Below are 18,469 nucleotides of genomic sequence, written 5' to 3' on the forward strand. Positions count from 1 at the left end.
TATATTACCATACCAAAATGGTGAAAAGATATATATTTCCTATGAAAGGAGCATTATGAACGAACTTACAAAAAAGGCTTATGAGACTTGGAAAAATGCTGATTTAGCGGATGAGGCACTGGTAAAAGAGATGGCATCCATTGCAAATGATGATGAGGCTATTAATGACAGATTCTACAAGGAATTAGCATTCGGTACCGGAGGTCTTAGAGGCGTACTTGGTGTGGGAAGCAACAGAATGAATATTTACACTGTTGGAAAGGCGAGTAGAGGTCTTGCAAACTATATAAATTCAATTGCAGAAAATCCAAAACTTGCGATATCTTATGACAGTAGAAATAACTCTGATGTATTTGCAAGGAGAGCGGCAAGTATATTTGCAGGAGCAGGAATCAAGGTATATATCTGGAAAGAGCTTATGCCTACACCGGCACTTTCTTTCGCAGTAAGAGAGTTAGGATGTGACGGCGGTATTATGGTAACAGCCAGCCATAATCCGGCAAAGTATAATGGATATAAGGTATATGGAGCTGACGGATGTCAGATAGCCAATGAGGCGGCAGACAGAATACTTGATGAGATCAACAGTGTGGATACATTCTCAGACTATGAGCTTGTTGATTTTGAAGAGGGACTTAAGTCAGGTATTATTGAATATATAAGTGAAGATACATTTAACGCATTTATGGATGCTGTTTCAACACAGACCTTTATAGGTGATGATATTGACAAGAATGTAAAGATTGCTTATACACCGCTTTACGGAACAGGTTTAAGATGTGTTACAACCTGTCTTAAGAAAAACGGATTTACAAATATTGAGATAGTAAAAGAGCAGGCTACTCCAAATGGAGATTTCCCAACCTGTCCATACCCAAATCCGGAGATAAGAGAAGCTCTTGAGGTTGGTCTTAATGTAGCTAAGGAAGTAGGAGCGGATATTCTTATTGCAACAGATCCGGACTGTGACAGAGTGGGTATTGCCATAAAGCAGGGAGATGATTTCAGACTGTTCTCAGGTAATGAAGTAGGAGTTTTACTTACAGACTTTATTGCAAAGAGAAAAGTTGCTATGGGTGTAATGCCGGAAAAACCCGTAGTTGTAAAGACAATAGTTACTACAGATCTTGTAAATAGAGTTGCAGATGACTATGGTATTGAGACCAGAGATGTACTTACAGGATTTAAGTATATCGGTGATCAGATAGCAAATCTTGAAAAAGATGGCGAAGTAGACAGATATCTCCTGGGCTTTGAGGAGAGTTACGGATATCTTTCAGGAAGCTATGTAAGAGATAAGGATGCTGTAAATGGAGCATATTTGATTGCACAGATGTTTGCATACTATAAATCCGAGAATAAGTCATTACTTGATGTACTTAACGGATTATATGAGAAATACGGATATTATCTGAATACACTTTATTCATTTGAGTTTGAAGGTGAGAGTGGAATGAAGAAGATGGACGAGATAATGAATAAGTTCAGAAATAATACTCCTAAGGATATAGCAGGTATTAAGATCTTAGAAGTAAGAGACTATGAGACTTCTACACAGACCATACTTGGTACAGGTGAGAAAAAGGAAATTGACTTGCCAAAGTCAAATGTTATCAAGTATATGCTGGATGGCAACTCCTGTGCAGTACTTAGACCTTCAGGAACGGAGCCGAAGTTAAAACTCTACCTTGCTATAAGCAGTGAGAATGAAGCAAGTGCAAGAGAACTTGAGAGTAAAATCGCAAATGATATTAAGAAAAGCTTAGCTTAATTTTTAGAGGCTGTTTTTACAGCCTCTTTTTTGAGCCTAATATACAATATTTTTGCTTGCAATTTAAAATCTACTGTGTTATCATTATGCGGTAGACGAACAGATGTATTTTAGGGGCGAACATGGAGCAAAATATCAAATATTATGTGGTAAAAGATAAGGCAGTACCCGAGGTGCTCATTAAGGTGGTTGAGGCCAAGCGACTGTTGACTGCGGATAAAATGATGACCGTAAAGGAAGCTACAGATAAATGTGGCATAAGCAGAAGTTCATTTTATAAATATAAAGATGATATATTTCCATTTGATGATTCTTCAAAGGGAAGGAATATCACCCTTTCTATCCAAATATCGGATGAGATGGGACTTCTATCAGAGCTTTTAGCAGTGGTTGCAAAGTATCATGCCAATATCTTGACAATACATCAGACTATACCTGTAAGTGGTGTAGCAACGATTTCTTTGTCTATAGAGGTTTTAAAGGATACCGGAGACTTATCTAAGATGGTAGATGAGATTGGAAATTTAGATGGTATCTTTGATATAAAAATATTAGCCAGGGAGTAAATTATGTTTAACATTGCAATATTAGGGCTTGGAACTGTAGGCTCAGGAGTATATGAAGTTATAAAAGAAAATAATGCACTTTTAAAGGAAAAGACAGGTGAGGATATCATAGTAAAAAGAATCCTAGACTTGCGTGAGTTTCCGGGAACTGAGTGGGAAAGCTTATTAGTACATGATATTAAAGAAATCATAGAGGATAAGGATATAGATGTAGTAGTAGAGACAATGGGTGGAACATCTCCGGCATTTGAGTTTGTAAGAGATGCTTTGCTTGCAGGTAAGCATGTAACTACTTCAAACAAGGCTTTGGTAGCGGCACATGGTACAGAGCTTTTAAAGATTGCAAGAGAAAGAAATGTAAACTTCTTTTTTGAAGCAAGTGTAGGTGGAGGTATTCCTATTATTAGAACTTTAACTGAGAGCTATGCCGGAGAGCATTTCAAAGAGATCACAGGTATATTAAATGGTACTACAAATTATATACTTACAAAGATGGACGCTGAGGGTGAAAGCTTTGAAAAGGCACTTGCTACAGCACAGGATCTGGGATATGCAGAGAGAAATCCTGAGGCAGATGTGGAAGGACATGATACTTGTAGAAAGATAGCAATACTTTCATCTCTTGCAACAGGTAAGAAAGTAAACTTTGAGGAGATTCACACAGAGGGTATTACCAAAATAGATACCGTTGACTTTGAATATGCAAAGCATCTGAATACATCAATAAAACTTTTTGGAGATGCAAAGTTTGAAAATGACAAGGTATTTGCTTTTGTAGCACCGGTTATGGTTGAGAGTGATCATCCATTGTTTATGGTAAATGATGTATTCAATGGCATTATGGTGGAAGGAAATATGCTTGGAAAGAGCATGTTATATGGAAGCGGTGCAGGAAAATTGCCTACCGCAAGTGCTGTAGTAGCTGATATTGTTGCTATTGCTAAGAACAAGGATGGAAATGTTTCTTTTGGCTGGGGTGATAAAAAGCAGGAAGTTGTAGACATGCAGGAAACAAGCCACAGATACTTTGTAAGATTTATGGGCAGAGATGGAGATTTTATAGAGAAATGTAAGACATCATTCCGTGATGCAAAAGAAGTGTATTTGGATGGAAAAGATGAGTTCGCTTTGATAACAGGAGTAATGAAGGAAAAAGATTTCCTTGCTACTGTCAAGCATAAATGATTATGTCCCAAAATAATTAATTTATAAGCCCCCACAAAAGGGCTTTTATTATGCACTTTTTATGTCTTCTTCAATTCTGTGTGGCTGTGAGTGTGCGAATTTATTAAAGGCATCCAATCTCCAAGGATGGTTCATAGGCGGTATATAAGGCTTTCTAGGCTTTGGCTGTTTGTAGTCAGCGTCCAAGTCCTTAGATTTATGTTCATGAGCCGGTATTTCTTCCAGTGCATAAATATCTTTGTCATTTACGCACGCAAACATAGACCTATCAAATGCCTTGATAAGCATAACCTTGGTACCTTTTCGATAATGGATCTGCACTCCCTTGTGATCTATCATCTTATAAAATTTTTTCTCAAATTGAATCGCATGTCCGGCATCAACAGTTCTCTCAGTTAAAACCGCCAAAGTAAGATTTATTTTTTCTTTAGACGGTTGCGTTTCAAAGACAGATTTGATACCATAAAGTGGAAGTGAGAACTTCTCATTGAATTCTTTTATGTAGGAGTGAAGGAATTCATTGGCTTTATGGATATCGGTTACGCCTGCGAGCCTTAGCTCAATAGGCAGGCGTGACTGTAAGGTTTGATTCAATCGTTCTATACGTCCTTTAGCTTGTGGTATACTGCTTGATTCAAGCTGTGTGCCAAGTTGCTTACAGGCGTATGCAAACTGTGTATAGGTGTCTTTGTCGTCAGATAAGGCACCTTTTTTCTTGTAAGTAAATACAGTTCGTTTATCGGTAAGAAACTTATAGGGAATACCATAATCAGTAAGAATCTGCTCAAATACATGGTAGTATCCATTAAGAGTCTCCTGAGTATCAAACCAGGCACCTGTGACAACACCTGAGGCATCATCAATAGCCAAATGTAGATGCCATATCTGTCCCGGCACCCATTCATAAGGGGTAGCATCCATCTGTAGCAATTCACCAAAATAAGCACATCTTGGACGACGACTGTGAGCATCTTCAACTGCTACTAAGTTAGCTTGTATCTGTGATAATTCCCTTTTTGATGTTGCAGCTTCCTTCTTAGCTCTGAGAGTTTGCTTAATGCGTCTACGCTTAGCTTTTGTAGCCTTTGGAGATAGAATATATTCTGACTCCAAAATACTCATTACAGAGGAAGAAGAGATACTTATGCCTTCATGCTTTTTTAGAAGCTCTGTAAAGTGTTCAAAGTTAGCTTCGTAGTATTTGGTTCTGTATAGATCAAGGACTTGACTTCTGACATCAGGACAGATAGTGGTAGCCGGCTTCTTACCTCTGTTACCATGAATAAAGAATGCTTTACCATCTTTAATATAACCCTGTATCATACGGTTTATATGTCTTTTGGTGCATCCTAGGATAAGAGCAGCTCTATCCTTATTAGCTGTATCGGGGTGATCTACCAGACCTTTGATAACTTCATACTTTCTTTGTTCATCCATTGATAAAATAACCTTTCTGATAAGTCAGTTCCTCCTAGTGTTAGAATATACAAAATAGTATTCTACCATAAGTGGGACATTTTTATTTGTGGTATACTAGGACTTTATCATTTATGGCTTATAAATGAAGGAAAAAGATTTCCTTGCTACTTTGAATAATCTAAGCGGTGTGATAAAATATATAAGAACAAAGATAGTTTGATTTTTATTGGCACTACCATTGGTGGTGCCAAAATTATATTTGAGGAAAATATGGTAAATATATTTAATAGTCTTATAAGATTTGGGTTTCCATGTGTATTTCATGAGATGACAGGCTTTTATTGTCCGGGGTGTGGAAGCACCAGATCTGCGAGGTTTTTGATAAGAGGTGATTTGGGTAGAAGTTTTATTTATAATCCTATAGTACCTTATACTGTTATTGCAACTTTTATTTTTTTCATTTTTGTAGTAAAGTATAAGATTAGTGGCAAGAATCTTAACAAAGAAAAGATTGGATTGCCAATGTTATACATCGGAGTCATTATATTGCTTTTAAACTGGATAATAAAGGACTGGTTATTGATTTTTAGAGGCATAGACTTACTTAAATAGACGAGGATTATAAATGAAGGGTACTGAAGATATTAAAAAGAAAAGATGGGAAAATAGGGCCTTGGTATTAGGAATAGCGTCAATACTGTCAAACTTATGCTCTTTTCCTATATCAGGAGTTCCTATGGGTGTTCCAATTGGAATATTTGCTATTGCCTTTGCTTTCATTTCTGCAAAGGATGGAATGAGGGGAAAAGCTGTTGCCGGAATGATTACAGGAATACTTGGGGTGATGATGGGTTTGGCCATATATTTTATGATACTTTTTCTTGTGGCCAGTTTAAAGGACCCAAGGTTTTTAAGTCAGTTCAAACCTGAGCAGATTAAACTTTTACAAGATTATATTCAACTGTATATAGCACATTGATTGTAGGTAATGGAGGATAAAAAATTGACTGATATAATAAAAATACTTGCAGAAGAACTTGGAATAAAGACCACACAGGTAGAAGCTACTATAAAGCTTATAGATGAAGGTAATACTATTCCATTTATTTCCAGATATAGAAAAGAGGTAACAGGCTCATTAAATGATGAGATACTAAGACAATTTGATGAGAGATTAAAGTACCTCAGAAATCTTGAAGAGAAAAAAGAACAGGTATTGTCTGCAATAGAGGAGCAGGGTAAGCTTACAGAGGAATTAAGAAAAGATATTGAAGCTGCACTTACTCTGGTGGCAGTGGATGATCTTTACAGACCGTTTAGACCTAAGAGACGTACACGAGCTATGATTGCCATTGAAAAAGGCCTTGAAAATTTCGCGAATGATATTTATGAGGAAAAGCTTGGAACACCTGCACTAGAGGAAGCAAAAAAATATCTTTCAGATAAAGAAGGTCTTGAGGTGGAAACACCTGAAGATGCTATAGCAGGTGCTATGGATATTATTGCCGAAAAGATTTCGGATGATGCGGCTTTTAGAAATAAGATAAGAGATTTGTCGTTTAAGCAGGGTATACTGACTTCTGTGGCAAAGGATGAAACTGTAGAATCTGTATATGAAAACTATTACAATTTTGCAGAGAGTGTTTCAAAAACAGCAGGATATAAGATACTTGCCATCAACAGAGGAGAAGAAGAAAAAATACTTACAGTAAAACTTGACCCTCCGGTTGAGGAGATTATCAGATATCTGGAAAAATGCATTATAAAAAAGCATAATGTACATACTGAGCAGATACTTAAGGATACTATTGATGATGCATATAAGAGGCTTATTGCACCTTCAATAGAAAGAGATATCAGATCAAGTCTTACAGAAAAGGCAGAGGATGAGGCCATAAAGGTATTTGGAAAGAATCTTACTCAGCTTTTGATGCAGCCTCCTGTAGCCGGTAGAGTGGTACTTGGTTGGGATCCGGCTTTTAGAACAGGATGTAAGCTTGCAGTAGTTGATGAGACCGGAAAGGTGCTTGATACAAAAGTTATCTTCCCTACAGCACCGCAAAATAAAGTTGCAGAGTCAAAGAAAATATTAAAAGAGCTTATAAAGAAATATAATATAAGTCTTATTTCACTTGGAAACGGTACTGCTTCCAGAGAATCTGAGGCTGTTATTGTAGAGCTTATAAAAGAAGTTGATACAAAACTTGAGTATATTATTGTAAACGAGGCGGGAGCCAGTGTATATTCTGCAAGTAAGCTGGCGACAGAGGAGTTCCCAAACTTTGATGTAGGTCAAAGATCTGCGGCTTCTATTGCCAGAAGACTTGAAGATCCGCTGGCAGAGCTTGTAAAGATAGATCCAAAATCCATAGGTGTCGGTCAGTATCAGCATGATATGAATCAGAAAAAACTCTCAGAAGCACTTTCAGGAGTTGTAGAGGACTGTGTAAACAAGGTGGGTGTGGATCTCAATACCGCTTCAGCACCTCTTTTAGAGTATATCTCAGGTATTTCAAAGGCTGTTGCCAAAAATATAGTTGTATACAGAGAGGAAAACGGAAGCTTTAAAACGAGAAAAGAGCTTTTAAAGGTTTCTAAGCTTGGACCTAAGGCATTTGAGCAATGTGCAGGTTTCCTTCGAATAAATGACGGTAAAGAGCCGCTTGATATGACAAGTGTGCATCCTGAAAGCTATGAAGCTACAAAAAAGCTTCTAGAGAGTATAGGTTACAGTTCCAAGGATATCACTGTTGCCGGACTTAACGGTATTTCAAAGAAAATTACTGATTTTAAAAAGGTATCCGATGAAATAGGAATAGGTGAGATAACTTTAAAGGATATTGTAAAAGAGCTGGAAAAACCGGGAAGAGACCCTAGAGATGAGATGCAAAAGCCTATACTACGCACTGATGTTATGGAGATGGAAGACTTAAAAGAGGGCATGGTATTAAAGGGCACAGTCAGAAATGTTATTGACTTCGGTGCTTTTGTGGATATCGGAGTACATCAGGACGGACTTGTGCATATATCAAAGCTTAGCAAGAAGTTTATAAAGCATCCTCTTGAAGCAGTGAGTGTAGGAGATATAGTTGAAGTAAGGGTAGACAGCGTAGATCTGAAAAAGAAGAGAATAGCACTGTCTATGGTATTGGATTGATATGAATAAAATAAAGATAGATATGCAGCTTAATGCAAAGGATATATGGCTTTTTTCCATGTATCACAGCAACAGGGGTTTCCTTCTGGTATTTAATGTGCTTTTTACAATAGTAATGTATTATTATATAATCACTTCTTGGAATACGCTTGATGTTCCAAGGAAAATTATGTTTGTTTTATTGGCAAATATGTTTTTGATAATACAGCCGGCAATGCTCTATCTAAAATCTGCAAAACAGGCAAGAAGCGAGGCTATAAGAGCAGGGCTTTCACTTGAGATGAATGATGAGGGAATTGTTGTTTCATCAAAGGGAGAGAGTATTGATTTTAAATGGGAGAGCGGATTTCGTTCAAGGATAGTACCGGGTATTATAATAATATACGTAGATGCTGTCAGAGGTTATTTGCTACCTGACAGATATACAAAGGAAAAGAAAGAAAAAATAGTTGCTGTTTTAAAAGAAAAGACAAGGGTAAGTCTGTTATAAAATTATAAGTGCTTTTAAAAGCCTATAATTTATAAAGGTGGTTGGAATAAGGATGAATACAAGGGTATTTGAGAGTTTTTCCGATAAGGAAACATTTGATATTGCCTTTAGGATTGCAAATAATCTGAAGGCAAAAACCGGTTCTGTGGTGGTATGCCTTGACGGGGATCTTGGAGTCGGTAAAACCGTTTTTGCAAAGGGATTCGGTGCGGGACTTGGAATAAAGAGAGATATTGTAAGTCCTACCTTCAATATAGTAAAAAGCTATGAAGGTGATAAAAGGCTGCATCATTTTGACGTGTACAGAATTTCCGATATCTCTGAGCTTGATGAAATAGGATTTGATGAATTTATATATGATGATGCTATAGTCCTTATAGAGTGGTCAAAGCTTATAGAAGAAGCATTGCCGACAAATATTATAAGGGTTTTTATATCAAAGGATCTTGAAAAGGGATTTGATTACAGAAAAATAGCAGTGGAAGGCATAGATGATGAAGATTTTGGGAATTGAAAGTGCTGCATTAGTGGCTTCAGTTGCAATAATAGATGAAAATGTGACAATAGCGGAATATACCACAAATTTTAAAAAGACTCATTCAGAGACATTATTGCCTATGTTGGATGAAATAGTAAAAATGACCGGAGTGGATATAAAAGAGCTTTCAGCTATTGCAATTTCAGGAGGTCCGGGATCATTTACCGGACTTAGAATAGGTGCTGCGAGTGCAAAGGGACTTGGGCTTGCACTTGATTTGCCACTTATTCATGTGCCTACACTTGATGCTATGGCATTAAATATATATTCAAGTGATGCTCTGATTGTACCTATAATGGATGCCAGAAGAAATCAGGTATATACAGGTATATATAAAAATGACCATCAATTGGAAGTAGTAAGAGAGTCTATGGCAGTGTCTATAGATGAATTATTAGATATACTTAGAGAGATAGATAGAAAAGAAAAGATAAAAAACATAGTATTCCTGGGTGACGGAGTGCCGGTATTTAGGGAATATATTGATGAAAACTTTGAAATTGCACATGATTTTGCTCCGGCAAATTTGAACAGACAGAGGGCGTCAAATATTGCAATGCTTGGTATGGAGATGTTTAAAGAAGGGAAATCCATGGTTTCTGATGATATGAGACCGGAATATCTTAGAAAAAGCCAGGCTGAAAGGGAGAGAAATGTGGATTAGACCCATGCTTCTTTCTGATGTGGAAGTAATAAGAAGCTTAGAAAGTGATATTTTCAGTGATGCCTGGAGCGAAAATAACATAAAAGACTCTATAGAATCTAAATTCGATTACTGCATAGTGATTGAAGAAGACTATAGAGTCTTGGCATATATAGTTTTCAGAGTAAATGAAGATGAAGCGGAGCTGTTTAGAATAGCTACCGATATGCAGTACAGAGGATTGGGCTGTGGACATAAGTTAATGAACTTTATGATTTCAAATCTTAGAGATATGAAAGTAAAAAAGGTTTTTCTTGAGGTCAGATGCAAAAATAAAGATGCCATAAGTCTATATGAGCATTATGGCTTTAAGAAGATAGGTATCAGAAAAGAATATTACTCTGATCCCACAGATGATGCTCTGTTAATGGAAGGATATATAAAATGTTAGATATTTGTTTATTAGGTACCGGAGGTATGATGCCGCTACCTTACAGATGGCTGACTTCAATGATGGCCAGATGTGAGGGCGTAAATCTTTTGATAGATTGCGGAGAGGGTACTCAGGTTGCCATAAAAGAGAAAGGATGGAGTCCGAAGCCTATAGATGTGATCTGTTTTACACATTTTCATGCGGATCATATAAGCGGTTTACCGGGGCTTTTACTTACAATCGGAAATTGTGAAAAGACCACTCCGCTCCTTATCATAGGTCCTAAGGGGCTTGAAAGAGTTGTAAATGCTATGAGAGTTATAGCACCGGAGCTTCCTTTTGAAATTCAATTCCATGAACTTAGAGAGAATGAGGAAGTGATAGATTTTGCACCTTATAAGATAGAAGCCTATAAGGTAAGCCATAGAGTAACATGCTACGGTTACAGAATTTCTATTGACAGAAAGGGCAAGTTTGATGCTGCCAGAGCGAAGGAGCTTGATATACCGTTAAAATACTGGAATAAATTGCAACATGGTGAAACTATCACTGACGGAGATATCACATATACTCCTGATATGGTAATGGGAGAGGCAAGAAGAGGTATAAAGGTAAATTATTGTACAGATACAAGACCTGTTCCGATTATTGCAGATTATGCCACAGATTGTGACCTCTTTATATGTGAGGGTATGTATGGTGAAGATGAAAAGGAAGAAAATGCCAAAGAACATAAGCATATGACTATGATGGAGGCGGCAAATCTTGGAAAAGTTGCTAATCCTAAGAGAATGTGGCTGACACATTATTCACCGTCAATGAATAAACCGGATGAGTATATCGATAAGCTGAAAAAAATCTGTCCGGTTATAGAAACCGCAAGAGATGGATGGAGTGTAGAGCTTGGTTATGAAGAAGAGTAATGTAAAAATACTTGCAATAGAAAGTTCATGTGATGAGACTGCGGCAGCAGTTGTGGAAGACGGAAGAAAGGTGCTTTCAAATGTTATCTCATCACAGATAGACTTGCATACAATATACGGAGGCGTAGTCCCTGAGATTGCCTCCAGAAAGCATATAGAAAATATAAATTTTGTCATAAAAGACGCACTGAAAGAGGCGAATGTTACCTTTGATGATATAGATGCAATAGCAGTTACATACGGGCCGGGGCTTGTAGGTGCACTGCTTGTAGGCGTAGGCGAAGCAAAGGCACTGGCCTACGGCCTTAATAAACCTCTTATAGGTGTACATCATATAAAGGGGCATGTTCTGGCAAATCTTATAGAGCATGAAGAACTGGAGCCGCCATTTGTATGTCTTATCGTTTCAGGCGGTCATACTGAAATAGCAATTGTAAAAGATTATAATGATTTTGAGATAGTTGCGACTACCAGAGATGATGCGGCAGGTGAGGCATTTGACAAGGTGGCAAGAAGTGTGGGACTTGGATATCCCGGAGGTCCAAAAATTGATAAGGCGGCAAAGCTTGGAGATTCTCATGCGATAGAGTTTCCAAAGGCAAGAGTAAATGATTCAAAATATGATTTCAGCTTTTCAGGTGTAAAGTCTGCTGTATTAAATTATCAAAATAAGGCAAATATGACAGGCGAAAAGATAAATGTAAATGATTTGGTAGCTTCATTTCAAAGAGCAGTTGTAGAAGTTTTAGTAGAACATACCATTACTGTAGCCAAGGATTACAATATAAAAAATGTTGCTATGGCAGGTGGTGTGGCTTCAAATACCGCACTTAGAAGTTTGATGGAAGAAAAATGCAGTGAAGAGGGATTAAAGCTTCACTTCCCTTCGCCGATATATTGCACTGATAATGCAGCAATGATAGGTGTAGCCGCATACTTTGAATATTTAAATGAAAACTTTAAAGATTTGACACTTAATGCAGTGCCGAATCTGGAATTATAATATGAAGAGTATAGCAATAATACTTGCGGCAGGCAGCGGTAAGAGATTTAATGCTGAGAAAAAGAAGCAGTTTGTAGAGCTTTTTGACAAGCCATTATTATACTATTCTTTAAAAGCCTTCAGTGAAAGTAAGGCGGATGAAATCATTGTAGTCACTTCCAAAGATGATATTGATTTTGTAAGAGAAGATATTGTAAAAAAATATGGATTTAGTAAGGTGATCAGTATCGTAGCCGGTGGTGCTGAAAGGTATGACTCCGTATACAACGGGTTAGAAAAAGCTAAAGGCGATATCTGTATGATACATGATTCTGCCAGAGCCATGATAAGTGTGGAGATTATAAACAGATGTATAGAAGAGACCTTTAAATATGGGGCTGTTGTACCCGTAGTAGCTCCAAAGGACACTATAAGAGTCAGAGACGGAGGATTTGGTGGTGAGACAATTGATCGAAATACACTTTGTATCATCCAGACTCCACAATGCTTTAATGTAGCTTTAATAAAGTCTGCCTTTGAAAAGCTGTATAAAACAGATTATAAAAATCTAGGCATCACAGATGATGCAATGGTGGTGGAAAAATTTACCGATACCAAAGTAAGGCTGATAGAGGGTGATTATAAAAATATAAAGGTAACAACACCTGAGGATATAGTGATAGCTAAGGCGTTTTTGGACGCCGAGAATTGCTGATAGAAAAGCCGATGCAGCATGTGGTTGCGTTGGCTTTTTGGGTATTATGTCAAGTGTCGGAGGGGTTCAACTTCACAGCTGATTCGAGGAAAATATGAAAGTCAATATGAATATTATTGTTGGCGGAACGGATGATATATTGGATAATATATTATCTGCCGCAAGAATGGTAAGAAAAGAAATGAAAAATATTTTTGAAAGCGTTGAGACAGAGACATTACAGAAGATGGATATTTGTGTTTGTCTTAGCGGAAATGTATCAAAGTATTATCCTAAAACGGGAATTTATCAGGCAAGATATTATTCTAAAGCGGGGAAATTTATGGTATATGTTCATTTCAGCTCTAATGAGTGGAATTCCAATAAGACAGAAAGTGTAAGTAAGTTTCTTAAAATGTATAAGGACTATCTTATGGAGCTTTCGGATATCATTAAGATGAAAAGCATGAAGTATAAACCGGATTTTGATAGCAGGTGTTATGAAGATGGGGTTAGAAGGGTGTTTGGGAATTTGTAGATGATGTTAGACTTCAATTTACAAAAGAGGAATGGGAATTTTTGAGGTCGAAATTTTTGACCTCAAAATTATATTAAGGTTCAGTTGCTAGAAGGAAAAAATAAGTAATTAAGAAATACCGGTTTACTGGTCTTGGTAAATTTGAATTTGTGGAGGATTAGCAAATGAAAGATGATAACACTTTGATACCGACAGATGAAACAAATATCACAGATATGATCTATACTATTCGTGGGAAACAGGTAATGCTTGATAGTGATTTGGCCGGTTTATACCAGGTTACGACAGGTAATTTGAATAAAGCAATGAAAAGAAATGTTGCAAGGTTTCCTGAGCACTTTTGTTTTCAAATAACGGAGGTGGAATATAAAAACTTGAGATTCCAAAATGGAACCTCAAGTACAAACAGTACTTATGGCGGTAGACGATATATGCCTTATGTTTACACAGAACAAGGGATTGCAATGTTATCTGCTGTGCTTAAAAGTGAAGTTGCGGTAGATACCAGTATTAAAATTATGGATAGCTTTGTTGAAATGCGTAAGTTTTTGCTTACGAATCAGGAACTCTTTTCCAGACTTGATAGACTGGAACTTAGTCATTTGGACTTGAAAAAAGAAATAGATAAGGGAATGGATAAGCAACTGGAAACAGATAAGAAACTCGAAGAAGTATTCAACTATATTGCGAGCAATACAGAAGTAAAACAAAAGATATTTTTTGATGGTCAAATCTATGATGCTTTCAGTTTTATTGCAGATTTAGTTGGAAAAGCACAGAGTAAACTGATCTTGATTGATAATTATGTGGATGTAAATACGCTTAACATACTTTGTAAGAAGAATTCAGGAGTTGATGTACTGATAGCAACAGCGGGAAAAGGGAGCTTAACAACAAAAGATATCAATAAGTTTAATGCTCAATACCCGAGTGTGAGAATAAAAAAGACTACAGATTTTCATGACCGTTTTTTGATTATAGATGACAAAGAAGGTTATTTCATCGGTGCATCTATAAAAGATGCCGGCAAGAAGAGTTTTGCGATAACAAAAATTGAAGATGGAAATTTGGTTCAGGATTTGATAAATAAAGTGAGGTAGGAGGAGAAAAATGCAATCTAATTTTGTTTTTTTACAAAATGATTTTCCGGTCTTATATCAGATTGGAATTATTGCTGAAAAATATCTATATACAGATTCAAATGCTTGTTTGATAAAATTGGGAATGTTTGGAGAAACGGTGGTTAATCTAATGCTGCAATTAGACAAAATTTCTGCACCACAAACAGGAATTTGTGAGGTATGTGCGATGATGTGTGAGTATATAGCCTTTGAAGATTTTGCCGGCTTCTTCAGTTTTAAGCCAGTACTGTGCAGACCATACAGAGGGTAAACAAAAGGAAAAGTTGAGGGGACAGTCAGGTATGTACGGGGAAATTTATGATTGGAATTAAATATAAGAATCTTGACATTTCAGAGATGATAAATAAATCTAAAAGGATGGTACAGATGTTAATGTGAGAATAGAATATAAGAAGGCAGGATCCTGGTTTGTAAAATAGGAAGGGGTGGAACTTGAAGGTGATTATAATACGACATGGAAAAGTGGATTATGACTGGAAAAGAAAGTATAGTTCCGGTGAGTTTGATAAAGCTTGTATTCAGTATGATAAGTCTCCGATTATGCAGATGTCCTATTATATTCCGCTTTTTAATGTCAAGCAAATATATGTCAGCAAATTGTCTAGAAGTAGAGACACTGCAATGGAAATATTTGGAAGTAGGGAATTTATATGCACTGAACTGCTAAATGAAGTCCCGCTTGGTTCAAGTTTTAATTGCAGGATTGAGTTACCATTGTGGTTTTGGAATGTAACAGGGAGAATTCAATGGCTTTTTAACATCAGTAGGCAAGGCGAAAGCCAAAAAGAGACGATAGCAAGGGCAAGAAAGTTTGTAGAATTGTTAAATACTGAGGAATATGATAGTGCGGTAGTCACACATGGATTTTATATGCATATTTTGGTGAAAGAAATGCAGAAGGTAGGATTTAGAATCAGTAAATCAGTGAGAAACTATAAAAATGGAGACTATGTAGTTGCTGAAAAGTAGAGGTGGTTAGGTGGATGTTATAGTAGTGGTAGATGAGAATTACTTAATATAGGTGAATATATAAGTATTATTTCAAACAGAGATTGTTAGCCTGTAACAGTATATAAAAGAACTTTAAATGAATTAATTTTGTAAATTACAATTTGTTGAACTTAGAAAGCTATAAGTTTCTATGAGATGAAGCCTATAAAACTTGTACGGATATTGTAGGGTATGAAAAGAAATCTTCCTCTATACTAAAATAAACCGAAAGAAAGGGGGAATCAAAGTGAATATTATCAAGTCGTTTAACAATACGATTGATTATCTTGAAACAGTTCTTGATGATGAAATTGACGAAAAGAAAGTAACTCAGTTATCCGGATATTCGTATTCAATGTTCAGTCGCTTGTTTTCTATTCTGACTGAAACAACACTCTCAGAATATTTAAGAAGTAGAAGATTGACAGAAGCAGCCGTTATATTAAGAGATACGGACGAAAAGATTATTGATGTTGCATTCAAATTTGGATATGAGTCATCGGATTCATTTGGAACTGCATTTAAGAATTTTCATGGATTTACTCCTTCTGAGGTAAGAAATGGGAAACCGTTCAAAGTAGTATCACGTGTGCAATTAGCATTAAGTGTAAGAGGAGGAAGAAGCATGAATATTACAATTCAAAAGAAAAAAGCATTTACAGTTGCAGGGGTAAATGAACAAAACATCAATTCATCATTATGTCCTAGTGTCTGGAATAAGTTGTATAAAAAATATAGCCACGATGAACTTGCAAGTTTGGGAAGCGGTCAAAGTGTAGGTGTTTGCGATGATGTGGAAAACCCAAGTACAATAAACTATATAGCTGGATATATCGTTACTGATGCAGAGCAAGCGAGAAGTATAGGCTTAGATGTTTTGGAAGTGGAAGAAGCAGAGTATGCTGTTGTAGAATTAATAGGAAGTGTTCCGGATTGCATTCATAACGGGTGGAAATATGCGATGGAAGTATTCTTCCCTGAGCATGGCTATGTACATTCAGGTAAACCTGACTTTGAATATTATTACGAAGGTGATATGGATAGTAAAGACTATAAAATGGAACTTTGGATTCCTATAACTAAAGCTTAAAAAAACGGTATGTCTAAACCATCGAATAGTGTAAAAACAAAGCACATAACTTTAAGATTATAGAATCTTTCGGATATGTGCTTTTTCTGTATTCAGTAATTTTGTTGGAAAAGTTGTAGTAAAGCTTGAAGAATTTGCGAGTACCATAGTAGTGGAGCAGATACAGAAAAGTTTTTCTACAGGCCGGAATTAAAAGATGGACTGAATATGAAAAGTACAGTAAAATCTATATTAGAAATATTTTTGGGAAGCTTAATTAAAAAAATGAGTAATTAAGAAATCCCTGTTTATCAGTCAGTATAAATTTAGTGAGGTTCATTTTATGATAGAAAAAAATAAAGAAATAGTGGTAATAGATGAAACTACAATAAAAAACAAGATTTACTATATAAGAAATCAAAAGGTTATGCTTGATTTTGAACTTGCTGAAATTTATGGGTATACAACGACAAGATTTAACGAACAAGTAAAAAATATGCTGAGAAATTTGATGATGATTTTATGTTTCAGTTGACGAAGTCGGAGTTTGAAAACTTGATATCGAAAAAATCGACATCAAGTTGGGGCGGTCGTAGAAAACCACCTTATGCTTTTACAGAGCAGGGTATTTATATGCTTATGACTGTATTAAGAGGAGAACTTGCTGTTAAGCAAAGCAAGGCTTTAATACGAATGTTTAAGCAGATGAAAGATTTTATAATTGAAAATCAAGATTTTATCAGTCCAAAAGATTTGGTGCAAATTGCAGTACAGACAAACCAAAATACAAAAGATATTGCAGAAATAAAATCTCAAATGGCTACTAAAGAAGATTTAAAAAAAGTGATGGAAAATTTCATAGATCCGGACACCTATAAGCATTTTCTTTTGATGAATGGAGATAAGATTGAAGCGGATGTTGCATACACAAAAATATATAAGTCTGCAAAGAAAAGTATTTTTGTGATAGATAACTACATAGGCTTAAAAACGTTAGAGCTGCTAAGAACTGCAAAAGATAATGTGGAAGTCATCATATTTAGCGATAATGTCAGAAATAAAGATATGCTTACAAAAAGTATTTTAAATGATTTTGTAAGAGATTACCCTAACATTAACTTAAAAATGAAGATTGCAGGTAAAAAGTATCACGATAGGTATATTTCGATAGACTATGGAACGGAAAATGAAGCCTTTTATCTTTGTGGAGCATCATCGAAGGATGCAGGAAATAAAATATCAAGTATTACCAAGATAGAAGAATCAGCAAAGGATTTATATCATACAATGTTTGGTGGAATGTTAAACAATAAGAATTTGAGAATTTAGAATGACTTACAATATTTGTAAAACTACATACCGAAAAGGTCAGAATGAGTACCGGTTTCTGTTGTAATGATAATAAGCCTATCATCTTCAACACGATATATTAATAACCAATCCGGTTCTATGTGACATTCTCTAAAGTCTGACATATTACCGGATAGTTGGTGGTCTCTGTATTTGAACTCAAGTGGTTTTCCTGTACTAAGTGAATCAAGTACATCCACTAATTTTGCGATATTTTTACCACGCTTCTTGATTCGCTTTATGTCACGCTTCATCTTATTTGTAAATAGAATTTGATACATTTAATCCTCCAACATAGCTAAAACAGCTTCTTTTGCAGAATTATATGGTCCATTTAAGTTTCTATGTAATCTTGCATCTTGAATTGCACTAAGGCTTTCATTATATTTATTTTTATGTACAACAGGAAATGGTAATCCATTGTGCTCGAGTGAAGCATTTAAGAAAATCCTTATTGCTGTTGATGTATCCAAACCCAGACTTGAAAATAGTGAGTCGGCATCTTTCTTTAGCTGATCATCTATACGAATTTGTAGTGTCGACATATTGCACCTCCAATACTTAAGTAATTATTTGTAG

Annotated in this window: 21 protein-coding genes and 1 pseudogene; 19 read left to right on the plus strand and 3 right to left on the minus strand. The window is 36.1% G+C overall.

Going from position 1 to position 18,469, the window contains the following annotated elements:
- The first annotated feature begins 55 nt into the window (after nucleotides 1-55).
- The 3 genes from D4A81_RS04015 (at nucleotide 56) to D4A81_RS04025 (ending at nucleotide 3,522) form a co-directional block, all read left to right on the plus strand.
- Nucleotides 56-1,771, plus strand: coding sequence for a phospho-sugar mutase (locus D4A81_RS04015; protein WP_111525893.1), 1,716 nt, complete (start codon nucleotides 56-58; stop codon nucleotides 1,769-1,771).
- Nucleotides 1,772-1,893: 122 nt separating this feature from the next.
- A complete protein-coding gene (locus D4A81_RS04020) occupies nucleotides 1,894-2,337 on the plus strand; it encodes an ACT domain-containing protein (protein ID WP_111525892.1) in 444 nt (147 codons plus the stop codon).
- Nucleotides 2,338-2,340: 3 nt separating this feature from the next.
- Nucleotides 2,341-3,522 carry a homoserine dehydrogenase gene (locus D4A81_RS04025; protein WP_111525891.1) on the plus strand — a complete coding sequence of 394 codons (1,182 nt, stop codon included), beginning with the start codon at nucleotides 2,341-2,343 and terminating at the stop codon, nucleotides 3,520-3,522.
- Between the two features lie 48 nt (nucleotides 3,523-3,570).
- Here the strand turns inward: D4A81_RS04025 and D4A81_RS04030 are convergent, their stop codons facing one another.
- The gene (locus tag D4A81_RS04030; protein ID WP_119808255.1) at nucleotides 3,571-4,959 is read right to left on the minus strand and encodes an ISNCY family transposase; all 1,389 of its coding nucleotides are present in this window, start codon (nucleotides 4,957-4,959) and stop codon (nucleotides 3,571-3,573) included.
- A 252-nt stretch (nucleotides 4,960-5,211) separates the two neighbouring features.
- On the opposite strand from D4A81_RS04030, the gene D4A81_RS04035 reads away from it, so the two are divergent.
- The 16 genes and pseudogenes from D4A81_RS04035 to D4A81_RS04110 all read left to right on the plus strand — a co-directional run bounded on the left by D4A81_RS04035 (nucleotide 5,212) and on the right by D4A81_RS04110 (nucleotide 17,869).
- On the plus strand, nucleotides 5,212-5,553 hold the full coding sequence (locus tag D4A81_RS04035; RefSeq protein ID WP_111525630.1) for a DUF2752 domain-containing protein: 342 nt from the start codon (nucleotides 5,212-5,214) through the stop codon (nucleotides 5,551-5,553).
- 13 nt (nucleotides 5,554-5,566) lie between these two features.
- Nucleotides 5,567-5,920 (plus strand): leucyl-tRNA synthetase, encoded by a 354-nt coding sequence (locus tag D4A81_RS04040; RefSeq protein WP_111525626.1) that lies wholly within the window; start codon nucleotides 5,567-5,569, stop codon nucleotides 5,918-5,920.
- 9 nt (nucleotides 5,921-5,929) lie between these two features.
- A complete protein-coding gene (locus D4A81_RS04045; RefSeq protein ID WP_279220798.1) occupies nucleotides 5,930-8,098 on the plus strand; it encodes a Tex family protein in 2,169 nt (722 codons plus the stop codon).
- Between the two features lies 1 nt (nucleotide 8,099).
- A complete protein-coding gene (locus tag D4A81_RS04050) occupies nucleotides 8,100-8,588 on the plus strand; it encodes a YcxB family protein (protein ID WP_111525624.1) in 489 nt (162 codons plus the stop codon).
- A gap of 52 nt (nucleotides 8,589-8,640) precedes the next feature.
- Nucleotides 8,641-9,102 carry a tRNA (adenosine(37)-N6)-threonylcarbamoyltransferase complex ATPase subunit type 1 TsaE gene (gene tsaE, locus D4A81_RS04055; RefSeq protein WP_111525623.1) on the plus strand — a complete coding sequence of 154 codons (462 nt, stop codon included), beginning with the start codon at nucleotides 8,641-8,643 and terminating at the stop codon, nucleotides 9,100-9,102.
- Nucleotides 9,080-9,790 (plus strand): tRNA (adenosine(37)-N6)-threonylcarbamoyltransferase complex dimerization subunit type 1 TsaB, encoded by a 711-nt coding sequence (gene tsaB, locus D4A81_RS04060; RefSeq protein ID WP_111525622.1) that lies wholly within the window; start codon nucleotides 9,080-9,082, stop codon nucleotides 9,788-9,790. Before tsaE ends, tsaB begins: the two co-directional genes overlap by 23 nt.
- Nucleotides 9,780-10,220, plus strand: coding sequence for a ribosomal protein S18-alanine N-acetyltransferase (gene rimI, locus D4A81_RS04065; protein ID WP_111525621.1), 441 nt, complete (start codon nucleotides 9,780-9,782; stop codon nucleotides 10,218-10,220). The genes tsaB and rimI overlap by 11 nt, the downstream gene beginning before the upstream one ends.
- Nucleotides 10,214-11,125 carry a ribonuclease Z gene (locus tag D4A81_RS04070; protein ID WP_035619848.1) on the plus strand — a complete coding sequence of 304 codons (912 nt, stop codon included), beginning with the start codon at nucleotides 10,214-10,216 and terminating at the stop codon, nucleotides 11,123-11,125. The genes rimI and D4A81_RS04070 overlap by 7 nt, the downstream gene beginning before the upstream one ends.
- Nucleotides 11,112-12,128 (plus strand): tRNA (adenosine(37)-N6)-threonylcarbamoyltransferase complex transferase subunit TsaD, encoded by a 1,017-nt coding sequence (tsaD, locus tag D4A81_RS04075; protein ID WP_111525620.1) that lies wholly within the window; start codon nucleotides 11,112-11,114, stop codon nucleotides 12,126-12,128. Before D4A81_RS04070 ends, tsaD begins: the two co-directional genes overlap by 14 nt.
- Before the next feature lies 1 nt (nucleotide 12,129).
- Entirely contained in the window at nucleotides 12,130-12,822 is a 693-nt protein-coding gene (gene ispD / locus D4A81_RS04080; RefSeq protein ID WP_111525619.1) for a 2-C-methyl-D-erythritol 4-phosphate cytidylyltransferase, read from the plus strand.
- 94 nt (nucleotides 12,823-12,916) lie between these two features.
- Complete coding sequence (locus tag D4A81_RS04085) at nucleotides 12,917-13,339, plus strand: Imm12 family immunity protein (protein WP_111525618.1); 423 nt, start codon at nucleotides 12,917-12,919, stop codon at nucleotides 13,337-13,339.
- 164 nt (nucleotides 13,340-13,503) lie between these two features.
- Nucleotides 13,504-14,439, plus strand: a complete 936-nt coding sequence (locus tag D4A81_RS04090) for an ORF6N domain-containing protein (RefSeq protein WP_111525617.1) — start codon at nucleotides 13,504-13,506, stop codon at nucleotides 14,437-14,439.
- Between the two features lie 10 nt (nucleotides 14,440-14,449).
- Nucleotides 14,450-14,731 carry a hypothetical protein gene (locus D4A81_RS04095; RefSeq protein WP_111525616.1) on the plus strand — a complete coding sequence of 94 codons (282 nt, stop codon included), beginning with the start codon at nucleotides 14,450-14,452 and terminating at the stop codon, nucleotides 14,729-14,731.
- 188 nt (nucleotides 14,732-14,919) lie between these two features.
- Entirely contained in the window at nucleotides 14,920-15,450 is a 531-nt protein-coding gene (locus D4A81_RS04100) for a histidine phosphatase family protein (RefSeq protein WP_242977748.1), read from the plus strand.
- Nucleotides 15,451-15,718: 268 nt separating this feature from the next.
- The gene (locus D4A81_RS04105) at nucleotides 15,719-16,561 is read left to right on the plus strand and encodes an AraC family transcriptional regulator (RefSeq protein ID WP_111525614.1); all 843 of its coding nucleotides are present in this window, start codon (nucleotides 15,719-15,721) and stop codon (nucleotides 16,559-16,561) included.
- 322 nt (nucleotides 16,562-16,883) lie between these two features.
- Nucleotides 16,884-17,869, plus strand: a pseudogene (locus tag D4A81_RS04110) (ORF6N domain-containing protein).
- 23 nt (nucleotides 17,870-17,892) lie between these two features.
- Here the strand turns inward: D4A81_RS04110 and D4A81_RS04115 are convergent.
- Both D4A81_RS04115 and D4A81_RS04120 read right to left on the minus strand, forming a co-directional pair.
- On the minus strand, nucleotides 17,893-18,171 hold the full coding sequence (locus D4A81_RS04115; RefSeq protein WP_111525613.1) for a type II toxin-antitoxin system RelE/ParE family toxin: 279 nt from the start codon (nucleotides 18,169-18,171) through the stop codon (nucleotides 17,893-17,895).
- Entirely contained in the window at nucleotides 18,172-18,435 is a 264-nt protein-coding gene (locus tag D4A81_RS04120; protein WP_111525612.1) for a type II toxin-antitoxin system RelB/DinJ family antitoxin, read from the minus strand. It abuts the gene before it with no gap.
- Between the last annotated feature and the right edge of the window lie 34 nt (nucleotides 18,436-18,469).

Source organism: Lachnoanaerobaculum umeaense (genome assembly GCF_003589745.1).
Classification (GTDB): domain Bacteria; phylum Bacillota; class Clostridia; order Lachnospirales; family Lachnospiraceae; genus Lachnoanaerobaculum; species Lachnoanaerobaculum umeaense.

Bases quoted from the DNA above. Each gene is read 5' to 3' on its own strand.
- D4A81_RS04015 (WP_111525893.1), top strand. From the start codon at position 56: ATGAACGAACTTACAAAAAAGGCTTATGAGACTTGGAAAAATGCTGAT.
- D4A81_RS04020 (WP_111525892.1), top strand. From the start codon at position 1,894: ATGGAGCAAAATATCAAATATTATGTGGTAAAAGATAAGGCAGTACCC.
- D4A81_RS04025 (WP_111525891.1), top strand. From the start codon at position 2,341: ATGTTTAACATTGCAATATTAGGGCTTGGAACTGTAGGCTCAGGAGTA.
- D4A81_RS04030 (WP_119808255.1), bottom strand. From the start codon at position 4,959: ATGGATGAACAAAGAAAGTATGAAGTTATCAAAGGTCTGGTAGATCAC.
- D4A81_RS04035 (WP_111525630.1), top strand. From the start codon at position 5,212: ATGGTAAATATATTTAATAGTCTTATAAGATTTGGGTTTCCATGTGTA.
- D4A81_RS04040 (WP_111525626.1), top strand. From the start codon at position 5,567: ATGAAGGGTACTGAAGATATTAAAAAGAAAAGATGGGAAAATAGGGCC.
- D4A81_RS04045 (WP_279220798.1), top strand. From the start codon at position 5,930: ATGGAGGATAAAAAATTGACTGATATAATAAAAATACTTGCAGAAGAA.
- D4A81_RS04050 (WP_111525624.1), top strand. From the start codon at position 8,100: ATGAATAAAATAAAGATAGATATGCAGCTTAATGCAAAGGATATATGG.
- tsaE (WP_111525623.1), top strand. From the start codon at position 8,641: ATGAATACAAGGGTATTTGAGAGTTTTTCCGATAAGGAAACATTTGAT.
- tsaB (WP_111525622.1), top strand. From the start codon at position 9,080: ATGATGAAGATTTTGGGAATTGAAAGTGCTGCATTAGTGGCTTCAGTT.
- rimI (WP_111525621.1), top strand. From the start codon at position 9,780: ATGTGGATTAGACCCATGCTTCTTTCTGATGTGGAAGTAATAAGAAGC.
- D4A81_RS04070 (WP_035619848.1), top strand. From the start codon at position 10,214: ATGTTAGATATTTGTTTATTAGGTACCGGAGGTATGATGCCGCTACCT.
- tsaD (WP_111525620.1), top strand. From the start codon at position 11,112: ATGAAGAAGAGTAATGTAAAAATACTTGCAATAGAAAGTTCATGTGAT.
- ispD (WP_111525619.1), top strand. From the start codon at position 12,130: ATGAAGAGTATAGCAATAATACTTGCGGCAGGCAGCGGTAAGAGATTT.
- D4A81_RS04085 (WP_111525618.1), top strand. From the start codon at position 12,917: ATGAAAGTCAATATGAATATTATTGTTGGCGGAACGGATGATATATTG.
- D4A81_RS04090 (WP_111525617.1), top strand. From the start codon at position 13,504: ATGAAAGATGATAACACTTTGATACCGACAGATGAAACAAATATCACA.
- D4A81_RS04095 (WP_111525616.1), top strand. From the start codon at position 14,450: ATGCAATCTAATTTTGTTTTTTTACAAAATGATTTTCCGGTCTTATAT.
- D4A81_RS04115 (WP_111525613.1), bottom strand. From the start codon at position 18,171: ATGTATCAAATTCTATTTACAAATAAGATGAAGCGTGACATAAAGCGA.
- D4A81_RS04120 (WP_111525612.1), bottom strand. From the start codon at position 18,435: ATGTCGACACTACAAATTCGTATAGATGATCAGCTAAAGAAAGATGCC.